The 12973-nt window shown below is 43.8% G+C and carries 11 protein-coding genes and 1 tRNA gene; 6 read left to right on the plus strand and 6 right to left on the minus strand.

The features are described 5' to 3' along the window. Positions 1 to 345: 345 nt before the first annotated feature. Both ASD24_RS10795 and ASD24_RS10800 read left to right on the plus strand, forming a co-directional pair. Positions 346 to 942, plus strand: a complete 597-nt coding sequence (locus tag ASD24_RS10795) for a helix-turn-helix domain-containing protein (RefSeq protein WP_056695369.1) — start codon at positions 346 to 348, stop codon at positions 940 to 942. A 279-nt stretch (positions 943 to 1221) separates the two neighbouring features. Next, positions 1222 to 1407, plus strand: a complete 186-nt coding sequence (locus ASD24_RS10800; protein WP_056695371.1) for a hypothetical protein — start codon at positions 1222 to 1224, stop codon at positions 1405 to 1407. A 77-nt stretch (positions 1408 to 1484) separates the two neighbouring features. Here ASD24_RS10800 and ASD24_RS10805 read toward each other — a convergent pair. After that, positions 1485 to 1569, minus strand: a tRNA-Leu gene (locus ASD24_RS10805). Between the two features lie 247 nt (positions 1570 to 1816). On the opposite strand from ASD24_RS10805, the gene ASD24_RS10810 reads away from it, so the two are divergent. Next, complete coding sequence (locus ASD24_RS10810) at positions 1817 to 2809, plus strand: Gfo/Idh/MocA family protein (protein ID WP_156395422.1); 993 nt, start codon at positions 1817 to 1819, stop codon at positions 2807 to 2809. A 278-nt stretch (positions 2810 to 3087) separates the two neighbouring features. Further along, on the plus strand, positions 3088 to 3450 hold the full coding sequence (locus ASD24_RS10815; protein ID WP_056695373.1) for a winged helix-turn-helix transcriptional regulator: 363 nt from the start codon (positions 3088 to 3090) through the stop codon (positions 3448 to 3450). A 44-nt stretch (positions 3451 to 3494) separates the two neighbouring features. On the opposite strand, the gene ASD24_RS10820 is transcribed toward ASD24_RS10815, so the two are convergent. From ASD24_RS10820 to ASD24_RS10840, 5 genes are all read right to left on the minus strand, one after another. Further along, positions 3495 to 5108, minus strand: a complete 1614-nt coding sequence (locus ASD24_RS10820) for a sensor domain-containing diguanylate cyclase (RefSeq protein WP_056695374.1) — start codon at positions 5106 to 5108, stop codon at positions 3495 to 3497. A gap of 162 nt (positions 5109 to 5270) precedes the next feature. Continuing rightward, on the minus strand, positions 5271 to 6008 hold the full coding sequence (locus tag ASD24_RS10825) for a spermidine synthase (RefSeq protein WP_235540517.1): 738 nt from the start codon (positions 6006 to 6008) through the stop codon (positions 5271 to 5273). Between the two features lie 150 nt (positions 6009 to 6158). Continuing rightward, a complete protein-coding gene (locus ASD24_RS10830) occupies positions 6159 to 7061 on the minus strand; it encodes a LysR family transcriptional regulator (protein WP_056695376.1) in 903 nt (300 codons plus the stop codon). A 4-nt stretch (positions 7062 to 7065) separates the two neighbouring features. Further along, positions 7066 to 7749 carry a DUF1266 domain-containing protein gene (locus ASD24_RS10835; RefSeq protein ID WP_056695380.1) on the minus strand — a complete coding sequence of 228 codons (684 nt, stop codon included), beginning with the start codon at positions 7747 to 7749 and terminating at the stop codon, positions 7066 to 7068. Next, positions 7733 to 10348 carry a J domain-containing protein gene (locus tag ASD24_RS10840; protein WP_056695382.1) on the minus strand — a complete coding sequence of 872 codons (2616 nt, stop codon included), beginning with the start codon at positions 10346 to 10348 and terminating at the stop codon, positions 7733 to 7735. The genes ASD24_RS10835 and ASD24_RS10840 overlap by 17 nt, the downstream gene beginning before the upstream one ends. Positions 10349 to 10568: 220 nt before the next feature. Between ASD24_RS10840 and ASD24_RS10845 the strand changes: the two genes are divergently transcribed. Further along, positions 10569 to 11732 (plus strand): oxalate decarboxylase family bicupin, encoded by a 1164-nt coding sequence (locus tag ASD24_RS10845; RefSeq protein ID WP_056695384.1) that lies wholly within the window; start codon positions 10569 to 10571, stop codon positions 11730 to 11732. Between the two features lie 75 nt (positions 11733 to 11807). Next, positions 11808 to 12947: a zinc-dependent alcohol dehydrogenase gene (locus tag ASD24_RS10850; protein WP_056695385.1), complete on the plus strand. Its 1140-nt coding sequence runs from the start codon at positions 11808 to 11810 to the stop codon at positions 12945 to 12947. Positions 12948 to 12973 lie beyond the last annotated feature (26 nt).

A 12973-nucleotide genomic window follows, 5' to 3' on the forward strand; every position in this document is an offset into this window, starting at 1 on the left:
GATTTGTGCACATTGCTGAAACAAGACAATAACGAAATTTCAATATTCTTGGGGAAATAAGGTAAATAAACCGCATTGCATCAACAAAATTCAGGAAAAAGTAAAATAGTCCTATAAATAGTTCTTAAGAATTACTTTATTATTCAATACGCTCTATTTGTCCTCGCAAATTTAGTGAATCATTGTAATCTAGGAATATACTAGGATGCAATTTGCACACCCACTAGTTCATAACTCCTCCTTCCTAACCGACTCCACAGCTCATATAATTCGATTCAGTTCAACAGGCACTTGAAAGTACCCCAACTCTTATTGTAGTATTTGGTTAAAAAAATCGGAGGAAATATGCCTAATCAACCAGAACAACATTCCATCCAGGCGTGGTCTCTGATCAACCGTAAATATTTGGGAAAAGGCGTCCGTGTCAAACGGTTCCGTAAACCGACACGCTGTCAAATTCGCAACCGTGTTCTTCTAGCCGTGCTGATGGCCAATGATATTAAGTTGTCCCAGCTCGCCGAAGACTTGTCCATCTCTTCACGCAGTGTAAGCGCGTGGGTGTATGAAGGGCGGATACCCGGCAGTACCAATTTGGACAAGGCTTGTCAATTACTTGGATATCCACGGCACATTCTTTTTAATGAAGAGGTTGTGCGTCAAAGTCCAGTCATTTGTCAACCCGAGCCTTCCCGTTTCATGAAGCGTACGGTGACCCGTTCTCCGGTAAGTAACCGTATCTTGACAGGCTTGTGCATGGTCCATGATTTGTCGGTGACAGATGTCAGCCACTGGATCGGGGTTCACCCCGGCACCTTCCGCAAATGGCTGCATCAGGGAACGCTGCCTTCTGCCGCGTTTCAAGAACAAGCGGAGCAATTTTTCCGCATTCCGAAGACCATTTTGTTCGCAGATGTCATCTTGAAAGATCGTCACAATAACTAAAATTAGCGAGCAACCAAAAGGCTCTGTTATTCCTTAAGGAATACAGAGCCTTTTTAACATGACATAATGGTATAACTTCTCTACAGGAATTATAAGCGTTCTTTCCCCTTCCTGATCTTGATAGATCTATTGTATATTCTCACTGGAAAATCCACACAATACAATTAAGCCAGAACACCACCAGAATGTACTAACCTGAACAAAAATAATCCAACTTCAGTTCGCGCTAGTTGTGTTGGTTCACTCCATTCAGTACAACACTCAAAGACAGGTGATCATATGAAATTAGATAAGAATATCGGCATTTCTCTCGGATTTCTAGCAGGAACGACATTTGGAAGTGGGGTCGCATTTCTCTTTCGTCTGCAAAGCTATGGTGTCATGGGTAGTGTCGCAGTCTTCGGAATGATCGGAGCCTTAGCTGGATTATTCATCGCCAAGTATGGGCTCCGTATGAATCGTTGAAGCCTGAATGCAGGCGTAATATAAAAAGACCCTTCCTTTGCTTTATCGCAATGAACGGGTCTTTCTATGAACGTAGATGCGGTCGAGAGGACTCGAACCTCCACGGGGGGTTAGCCCACACGGACCTGAACCGTGCGCGTCTGCCAATTCCGCCACGACCGCATAATATGTAACTTTTCACTATGATGAAAAGCATTCAGACAACAAAGAATCGTTGTGCGGTAATGTAGAGTATACATGTAATGGAAGAAGAATGCAATACGTTTTCATTTGTATAAAACAGATGGGACATATGTCCTTTTTAAATATCATAGAATCTCCTATCGTTAGGACAGAATTAGCTTGTATCATCCAATCCGTTCCGTCAATGATGTGGACGGTGGTAATCACAACGAAGGAGCGAGTCACATTGAATCCAATAAAGCTTTGTTTTATCGGTGCAGGATTTCATGCATCTACCAATATCTATCCTTCCGCTATTGAATCTGGAGCCATCATCCAAGGTATTGCTACCCGTAGTCTGGAGCGCTCCCAAGCCGCTCTTCTTCGCTTCGGCAGCATAGGACAGGCTTATGACAATGTACACCTTATGCTTGAGCATGAGGACTGTGACGGGGTCGTTGTCGTGGCACAGCCCCAGGATCAAGTTACTCTGGCGATGGAATGTATCCGCGCAGGCAAAAACGTCTATGTGGACAAACCACTGGGATGGAATGCAGCAGAAGCCAAGATGGTATCTGACGCAGCCGAGCAAGCTGGAGTGGTGCTCATGGTTGGGTTTATGAAACGTTATGCTCCCGTGTATCTGAAATTAAAAGAGTTGATCGATGGCGGGACACTGGGGAAAGTCCGGTCATTTCAGGTGAGGTTCGCTGTCGATAGCACTCCCTTCTGCAGAGATGAAGAACAGTTCATCAAGCTCGCCGCCATTCATATGGTGGATCTGATGCGCTTCCTCTTCGGCGATATGGTGAAGGTTACGGGTACGACAGTTAGGGATGGCGAGCACATCAATCAGAGTATTTCCTTCGTGTTTGAGCAAGGCATCATAGGCAGCGCGTATTTCGCAGGTATGAGTGCTTGGTCTCGTGAGAGTGAACACGTACTAGTGACATTCGACAACGGATTTGCGTCAGCAGATGAGATAACTAAACTTACGATTCATTCCTCTCAGACCTTTGATAATCTACCTTGGAAATCTCTAGCGGAGCAGGATATCGTGTACACACCTTCTGCTTCCCCCATGTCCGGAACTCATCGAGACCTTTATCTAAGAGGGTTCGTCGGGGAGATGGTACACTTTACGGAATGTTGCCGCGATCATTCTTTGCCACATTCTAGTGGTCAAGATAATATTAAAACCATGGCATTATGTGACGCGATCCTTTCAGCACTCGTATGACGTTTATACGCTATTCATTAACAACAATCCGTTGAACATACCCACACCTACTCAGAAATTATATATCTTTAAACCTCGATGTTTCGCATTGCGAATTTCGGGGTTTTTCCGTTTTTTTGGAGGTCTTCTTGGGATACGTATCCCTCTCATATATCTCATTGCAGGGTTTATAATGTACCTTAACCATGATATGCTGTCATTAGAAGTATACAGTCTATATAAGGTTGTAGTATCAATCTAGGTACTGCATATCCACCCTTATATTGGAGGTGCAATCCATGAAACAGAATTCCGCTAACCTTTGTCCCAAGCCATATGGTTGTTCTGTAGAAGTCACACTTAGTGTCATTGGGGGAAAGTGGAAAGGCGCTATTTTATATCACCTGTTCTCAGGTTCTTTGCGATTCAATGAGTTACGTAAGTTATTCCCTGATATCACACAGCGGATGCTCACTTTGCAGTTAAGAGAGCTTGAAAATAGCGGTATCGTACACCGAGAGGTGTATCCTCAGGTTCCACCTAAAGTGGAATACTCGTTAACTCCCTTTGGTGAAACGTTAAGGCCGATTATTTATAGCATGCGAGACTGGGGAGAACAATACACGAACGAAGTTATCGCCAAATCACAGCAAGCGGAATAAGGAAAGAAGCTGCTCCGTGTATACGAAGCAGCTTCTTTTTTGTTTTATTTCTCTACCGATTGAATCGTGATTGTCCGATTACGCCCTTCTTCTTTGGCCTGATACAGAGCCGTATCTGCTAAATGAAATAACTCCATCGCTGCCGCTGAATGAATAGGATATTCCGCTATTCCTGCCGATATTGTAACCGTTCGATCGATAGGCATTGCACTATTCTCTACACTAGAACGAATATATTCGGCCACTTGGTAGGCAGTACTTGATTTGGTCTGACGCAGCAGCACGACGAACTCCTCTCCTCCAAAGCGGGAACATACATCCTGAGGTCGTACGGCCTGTCGAATCAGTTCAGCAATATGTTTTAACACGATGTCTCCTGTATGATGTCCATACGTATCGTTAATTGACTTGAATCGATCTATATCGATAACGATAAGAGAAAAAGGAATCTCCTCATCGATCCAATGCTGTATGACTTCTTCAAACGTTCTGCGATTCGTCATGCCTGTCAGTACATCCGTTCTAGCATCATACGTTAGCTGATCCGTCTGCTTGCGAAAGCTTGCAAGCGCACCGAGTACGGCTTGTGTAAGAAGGTCTGCCTCACGATTCCAGTGTGGCTTCATCACAGGTAAGTCTACCTTGCCTTGATCCACCCGGTTAACCAAATCTGCAAGAATGACGAAAGGACTGGCTAGTTTACGAGCAACACGAATGACAATTAGAGTCAAAATCACAAAAGGGACTGATGTATAGATCAGCAACATGCGAATATGATGGCTAAGCTGGTCGAACACAATCTTGGTTGGTGAAACTACCACGACTCCCCAGCCGGTAGTTGGAACTTTAGTATAACCTGCAAGTGAATCAAGACCCGACAGATTCTTGTATCTTTCTTTCCCTTGTTGATTATCTAACAATTTATGTACGACCGTATTGTTGCTGATATTCTCACCAATCCGCTCCGTGTCAGGGTGAAATAACAGTGTACCTTTCGCGTCTACGATAAAGAAATAGGAACCGTTACTGGATTTCAACTGACTTCCAAAAGAATGACTTAGAATATTACCCTCTTGCAAATAAATACTCCCACTGACATACCCCTCAAAGGTTTGATTCGGACCAAAAATCGGTTGACTCAAAAATAAAATTCTGCGCTGACTAATTGGCGTAACATAAGGCTCCGATATATAAGGCGTTCTGGAGTGGAGTGCATTCTTAGCTGCCGTAGAGCTGATATGAAGACCCAGTCTGCCTCCCATTGGCGAGACACCTCGAACAAGTCCCGTTTTATCCACAAGCGTCAAAGAGTTAAAGTAGTTACTGCTACCCCGAATCAGATCAAGCGCTCCCCCAATTTCAGCAGTGTCTGTGTAGTCTATGTCCGAGAACGAATGTGCTGCATAATCTAAGCTACTCTGCATGGATTGAAACAATGAATCAAGCGTCTGACTCATCTGTGTAGCACTTGAATAATTGCTAGTCAGTGTATTATCGATTAATGACTGCTTCTGAGATGTATAAAAAGATATAAAGATGATGGTCAAAGTCATTAAAACAGCGATGGTAACAAGACCGCCCAATAAGACGGTAAGACTAATTTTCTTCACGTTTCTTATTTTGCTTTTTAATGTTGCTGCTTTGTTCTGTGCGGTCATTATTACTTCCCCCGGTTTTTCTTGAAAAGACATATGTCTACCATTCTATACGAATGATGTTAAGAAGAAATAAAAAGTTTGTGAAGAATTTACAATAACTTATGATTGAGTGACGATTTAATGAACCCAATTCATTCATTGAATGGATTACGCAGATCAGATCTAATCCTGAATCACATATCCTTCCCCTAGCTCCTGTTCAACAAATCCCGCCATATGTCTGGTCTGAAAGGCGATCGGCTGATCACTAGCTACAAGAATTCTGTTCTGCTGCTCGTCCTCCGTCTCCACAGGCAATGCAAATGAGCGCGTATAGACAAATAACTCACATAACGTCGTATGGATTGCATTCACAAGCTGATCATTGCCTGCCCGGCCAAATACATTCAGCATGACCATACCATCTGTTCTTAACTTCTCCTTCACAATCTTGAAAAAAGGGATTGAGATGAGCTGTTTGGGAGTTCCCTCAGCTGTAAATGCATCAACAACGATATAATCATATGCGCTAGAAGGTTCCTGCTGCAATAATTCACGTCCATCACCTACACTTACATCGTCTCCCCCATAATTAAAGAATGTCCGACTGATCTCTAACACCTCTTCATCAAGCTCTGCTACCTTCACCTGCTTCTCCGACAAATATGTAGGTAACGTACCAATCCCATGTCCAATAATATATACAGATTCATAGTTAGACGCATTCCGTTCCATCAGATGTACCATGGCTCTCGGATATTCCAATACGATTCGTTCAGGGCGGCTCAGATCCATTGCCCCCTGAACAGCTTCATTAGAAAACTCCAACACGCGAAAATGTCCTTGCTCTTCATATAAACGCTTTGTGTCATAGACCTTCAGCTCATGCTGTTCACTTTTGTTGCGATACAAAACTCTCACCCATATCCACCCTTCCATCATCTATAAAATACTTATTATAGATCAAATCCCTATAAGGCACTAATCTAGTGAACAAAACTAAAAAAACACCGCTCGGATAAGCCCCCCGAAACGGTGTTTTAACGTATACATAAACCCTAGTCTGTTTATTTATGATCCAATGGCTTCGTGTAAAGCTTGTACATAAGCAACGCCTAGATTAGACAAGGATGTGCTTTTGTGACTAATCCAACCTACATTGATCGTTTCTTCGCATTCTAACGGAACTGGAATAATCTCATTGCCGTTTAAGTCCGCACTAAGCACACCCGTTGAGATTGTATATCCATTCAAGCCAATCAACAGATTGAACAACGTCGCACGGTCATTGACTTGTATGCTTTTTGGATGAGATAACGTGCTTAGAATTTCTTCAGAAAAATGAAACGAATTGTACTCACCCTGGTCGAATGACAGATAAGGATAATCCTGAAGCTGTTCAATCGCAACAGAAGCTTGCTTCGCAAGTGGGTTCTGCACACTGATGAAGATATGAGGTTTCGCCGTAAACAGGCTTGTAAATACGAGACCTGCATCCTTCAACAGTTTATTAATGACCTTCGAATTGAACTCATTCAAATAGAGAATGCCAATTTCACTGCGAAGACTTTTGACGTCCTGAATGATCTCATACGTTTTCGTTTCTCGTAGCGCAAGTTCATACTCTTCCTGACCATACTGCTGAACCAGATGAACGAAAGCGTTCACTGCGAATGCATAATGCTGAGTGGATACAGAAAAATGCTGCGGAGAGGGCTTCGCATTGAGGTAACGATTCTCCAGCAGTTCTGCTTGCTCCACAACTTGGCGAGCATAACTTAGAAATTCGACGCCTTCTTTAGATAGAGAAATGCCCTTATTCGTTCGTTCAAAGATCGTAATTCGCAGTTCCTGTTCCAAGTCACGGATCGCATTCGACAGACTCGGCTGGGAAATAAACAAACGTTTGGCCGCTTCATTCATAGAGCCACGTGTGGCAACCTCAATTACATATTTTAATTGTTGTAGTGTCAACGTTTCACCCCTCTCTTTCTAAAATAACTGGTAGAGCAACACTCTCCTCTTCCCAACGCACCAAATTCCAAGGACTGTCTGTTCGTTCCAGCAAAGGTTCGATCAGCGAGAAGTGCTCCAACGCCTCGCCTTCATCCAACTCTTCATAGCCATACTGACGTCCTATAAGGTAAGCAATCGCGAAGTCTGTCCAGCTTGAATACTCCTGTTGAATTCGTTGCGCCATCTCATACATAAACGCCCATGCTGTCTCATCATCGACATAACCAATCTGCATCGCCATTCGAGTGATCGATATTGCCCTTCCCCAATCCCAAGCATTTATCGTTGCTGCACTCAGACGACTATCATAAAACTGAATAATTTGAAGTTGAATTCTTTCCTTCTCGTCTTCCAAACTAAGAATATAGTTCTCCTGCTCTTGATGAGTCATGACAGACAATAGTGCCCTACGTTGATCAAATTTATCATGATGTCCACTCCCTTCACGAAAACTTTCCATTTGCTGGCGGAACGATTCGTGATCTCGAATATTCCAGCCTCTTTCGAACATCTCTGTAACACCTTCCCGTTTCCCTTCCAATAAATCAAGATCATACCCTGAGTTGAAATCCAAACCATTCGCCTCAAGTAAAATGGCTCCTGCTGCCAATGTCCACTGTTGTCTTGCATCAAGCAAAGAATGCATCGTTGAATACCTCCACGTTATAATACGGTCTAAGCTCTTCATCATTCAAAAGATCCGGGAATTGCAGAGGTTCCGTTTGTTTCAATCCCCCCTGGAATAGATTAAACTTCAACTTATTGAACCAGGCTCCACGCTGACTCAGACGTTCTTCGATATCCTGAAGACGTGCAATATAATCGGCATGATGCGGTCGATCTGCCACCGCCTCTCTTGCATAAGCAAGTGCTTGCTCTCCTTGTCCAAGATGCATATAGGTCAGGCTCAGCAAACTACAGGTATCCCCTCGTAAACCAAATTCGTATGCACGAGTGAGCATTTTGCGAGCGACATCGTATTTACGTGCTTCATATAAGTGTAATCCACCATAAAAGTAGCTGTAACCGTCAATCTTAGTAGGTTCTACCGTTTTATAATAATGCACGATTGCAGTGTCTAGCTCTTCCCACCGTTTCTGTTCCGCCAAGATCCGAACCATCTGCAGAAGTGCCCATGGATTCTGAGGCTCTTTATTTTGGATCTTCCGAATCCATACTGCTGCTTCCTCAAATTTGCGTTCTGCAAGCAGACAGATGGCAATCATTTTAGGTAACATGGAGGCATCCAATAATTCATGATGAAGAGCCAAGTAGAAATCATGAGCAACGCTCCAGTTTTTTCGAGCAAAAGTTAAATCTGCCGCCAAACCAAGAGCCTCTTCTTTGTACGATGTGTCACCCGAATTCAAATAGAGTTCAATTGTAGACAACGTAAGGTCAATTTTGCTCTGTCTTTGATAGGTTTTGAACAGGTAATACAACGCAGATGGCATATCCTCCATCTTCAAACATGCTTGGAAACACGCAATAGCTTCTTCTAATCTGTCAATATTCATATACGAGATGCCTAAATAGTAATGGAGACTAGCACTTTTATTACCTTCTTGCATATACGTCTCAAAGCATGTTACAGCCTCTTCATATTGTTCTAAGCTGTAATAACTGAACGCCAATCCATAATTGTATCCTGTATGACCGTTTAATGATCTTGCCTGCAAATAATGATCTACAGACTGTTCATTCTGGTCTAACATTCGATAGGCTTCACCAAGATAATAATAGACTTCCGGCACTTCTGGCATATGTTCTTTCAGAATGAAACCATCTGGTATCATATCCTCATAGTGGTCGAGATCATAATTGACTTTTGTGCGTAAATACAAAGCTTCTGTATGGACAACAGCTTGCGCGTTGGCAATTTCTATAGCCTGATTGAGGTACGTTAGAGCAAGATTGAGATCCACTTCATATGCGATCTGGGCAACCGAAAACCAAGCGTTACTGCTTAGCTGCACCTTGGGATCAAATCCTGCAAACATGGACAACACCTTGTCTGATCGTTTCCTTAAAAGATAAAGCTCGATCAGCTCCTCAATCTGCTCCGTTACAGGGAATCGAGTACCTTGCAGCTCAGCTTCCAAACTTGCAATGCGTACTAGCTCATATTCATTTCGAACTTGCCATAGTCGAGTACGTAGTTCAAGATCCGCTGGGAAGCGCTCTAACGCTGCTTGATATAAATCAATAACCTCACGATTGCGTCCCAACAGAGCCAGACATTGTGCTGCAGACGATAGTGCTGGACTGTAGATCACCGGCTCCGCAGCTTCCGATAATTGCATGTTTATAGATAATGCTTCTTCCGTGTGCCCAGTCTTCAGTAACATGTCTGCCAAGTGACGCAGAATTTGAGGGTCATCGGGAGATATAACGGCCAATCTTGAATACATATGGAGTGCGGTCTCCCAGTCCTCCACGTTGATCGAATATCTTCCAATTAAACGTAACAATACCGGATCTTGTTCGTACAGTTCGTATGCTCTGCCCAGCATCTCATGCGCAATATTCAAGTCTTGGTGGATAAGTGCCCGCCTTGCATATTCACGGAGATATACATATTCATCTATCGGCAGCCCCTCTGCAACAGCCTGTTGCAAGTGTTCAAGCTGCAGATCGTACGGGCTATGACACTGGTAATGAACATGACTAAGGAACGATGAAGAGAATCGCTCGTTTAACTGAAATTCATTTTCTGTCCATTCAAATGTCTCATCCAGCAACCTCCATACCGAGATTGGCAGCCAGTTACGTTCACTCAGAACCATTAACAATTCCGTATGCAAAATCTCCCGAACCTGTATACTCCAAAATCGTTCGTCTTCCACAAGCTGCAACCATAGGTCATATCGAATACGAGAATCAAAATTATCGTAAAGCTTAATCATTCTATCTATAAAATGCTTCACAGCTTCTACGACTGGATCTTCCTGCTTCAGAGTGCCTATTGGCAAGTCTTCAATATGTATATCTTGTGATGGATCTGCTCCAACTTCTGTGATGTGATCTGCATAATCTGTACGGTCATTCTCTAATTGAGTATCTGTGGTTGAAGCAATCATGCCCGTTGATGCCATCTTTCTAGCTCGCTCATAGGCTGCTCGAAGCTTCTTAAAGCCTTCTGGATTGTCTTCGGGATGATTATGTTTCAATTGTGACGTGTACGCCTTCCTAATTGCGCTCAAATCTTCGGTAGGTTCAATACCGAGTATGCCCCAGTAGTCCATGATGTTGTTCCCTTCTATTCTAGAATTCTTATCAATCCATAGTTTGCTTTCTACATACTAGCGCTAAACTCGCTATAATCCTTCCTTAATATATCATATTCGGAATGAACATAATCGACGAGCTCTTCTTCATAGGTGTAAGAAAGACATCGTGAGTAGATGAATATGAGCTTCATAGGGTTCGTCTCCATGCGCACACTTCAAGGAGGTATTGTAGATTATGAGCAAAGGAACACAAAAGCATGGTAAACCATTCATTGTACCCCAGCCGATACGCAAAGATGGTGCAGGCGGACCGGATCGTGGGCCGCGTGATGTGATGAGAGATCTGCAAAATCCGGATATGCTCGTACCTCCATCCACAGATAACGGATTGTTACCCAATCTGAGAATGTCTTTCTCTGATACACATATGCAATTGAATCATGGCGGATGGTCACGCGAGATCACGGTTCGGGATCTTCCTATTGCAACGACGCTTGCAGGCGTTAATATGAGCCTCACCCCTGGAGGCGTAAGGGAGCTGCACTGGCATCAACAATCGGAGTGGGCTTATATGATTCTAGGTACCGCACGAATTACATCCGTTGATCAGAACGGTCGCAACTTTATCGCTGATGTTGGTCCAGGGGATCTATGGTTTTTCCCCAAGGGTGTACCTCATTCCATTCAAGGACTAGACGAAGGCTGTGAATTTTTACTCGTATTTGATGATGGAGCCTTCTCAGATCTCAACACACTATCCATTTCCGATTGGTTTGCACACACACCGAAGGACGTATTGTCTCTTAATTTCGGTGTATCTGAAGCCGCATTTGAAGGCATGCCGGCAGAGCAGGTGTATATTTTTCAAGATCAGGTTCCCGGTTCTCTCGCAAGTCAGGAAGTACAGTCACCCTACGGAACCGTTCCTCTGTCCTTCAAGCATCGTTTGTTAGCTCAGACACCGATCATCACTCCTGGAGGAAGTGTGCGGATTGTAGATTCGAGCAACTTCCCCATCTCCACAACGGTAGCAGCCGCATTGGTTGAGATTAAGCCTGGAGGCATGCGTGAACTTCATTGGCACCCCAATGCAGATGAATGGCAATATTATTTGACTGGGCAAGGGCGAATGACTGTTTTTGGAGGCAATGGTATTGCGCGTACATTTGACTATCGGGCTGGGGATGTAGGGTATGTTCCTGTAGCCATGGGGCATTATATCCAGAATACGGGTAAGGACACACTATGGTTTTTGGAGATTTTCAGAAGCGATCGTTTCGAAGATATTTCACTTAATCAATGGATGGCATTAACCCCACGGGAGCTGGTTCGGGATAATCTGAACGCTTCTGTTGAATTGCTCAATGCTTTACGTAAACAGAAATGGCCTGTCGTCTAAACGATTGATATTATTTTTAGATTAGAAATTATTGGGTAAAGAAGAGAGAAATCAATTTTAAGGAGGAATTTTGCAATGAGAGCTGTTACGTTTCAAGGTATTAAGGATATTCAGGTGAAGCAGGTTGAAGATCCACGTTTGGAACAAAAGGATGACATTATCGTTCGCATCACTTCCACCGCCATATGTGGGTCTGATCTTCATATCTATCAGGGAGCCCTTCCTGCTCAGAAAGATTACGTTATTGGTCATGAACCGATGGGGATCGTGGAAGAGGTTGGTCCCGAAGTAACGAAGGTAAAAAAAGGAGATCGCGTCGTTTTGCCTTTTAACGTCTCTTGCGGAGAGTGCTTCTACTGTAACCACGACATGGAGAGTCAATGCGATAATTCCAATGGAAATCCGGAAATTCATACCGGTGGTTATCTCGGTTTTACCGATCGTTATGGGAACTATCCCGGAGGGCAGGCAGAACTCCTGCGTGTACCTTATGGGAATTTCATGCCATTTGTCATTCCTGAATCATGTGAACTGGAGGATGAGGCACTACTGTTCTTATCTGATGTGCTCCCTACGGCATACTGGAGTGTAGAGAACGCTGGCGTCAAACCCGGGGATACCGTTACAGTGCTAGGAAGTGGCCCCATCGGGCTCATGACACAGAAATTTGCTTGGATGAAGGGTGCTAAGCGAGTGATCGCTGTGGATCGTCTTCCCTACCGACTGGACAAGGCCAAACGCATGAATGATGCAGAAGTGTACAATTTCGAGGAGTACGATGATATGGGCGAGTACATCCGTGAAATCACGCAGGGAGGTACTGACGTTGTTATTGACTGTGTGGGTATGGACGGCAAAAAATCGACACTTGAGGAAATTGGGCAAAAGCTCAAACTTCATGGCGGTTCCCTCGGAGCCATTGAGATTGGCATGAAGGCCGTGCGGAAATTCGGTACACTTCATCTTACCGGCGTCTACGGTTCCTCCTACAACATGTTCCCTCTCGGGAATCTGTTCGAACGAAACATTAATATTAAAATGGGACAAGCTCCCGTTATTCACTATATGCCAGAATTGTTCCGCAAAATTACTGCTGGGGAATTCGATCCAACGGAAATCATCTCCCACCGCATTGCGCTAGAAAATGCCAGCGAAGCCTACAAAATCTTCAACGATCATGAAGACGAATGCACCAAAGTTATCTTAAAACCGTAACCCAGCTGTATCTTATGATAGTTCAT

It is taken from the genome of Paenibacillus sp. Root52 (genome assembly GCF_001426865.1).
GTDB lineage: Bacteria > Bacillota > Bacilli > Paenibacillales > Paenibacillaceae > Paenibacillus.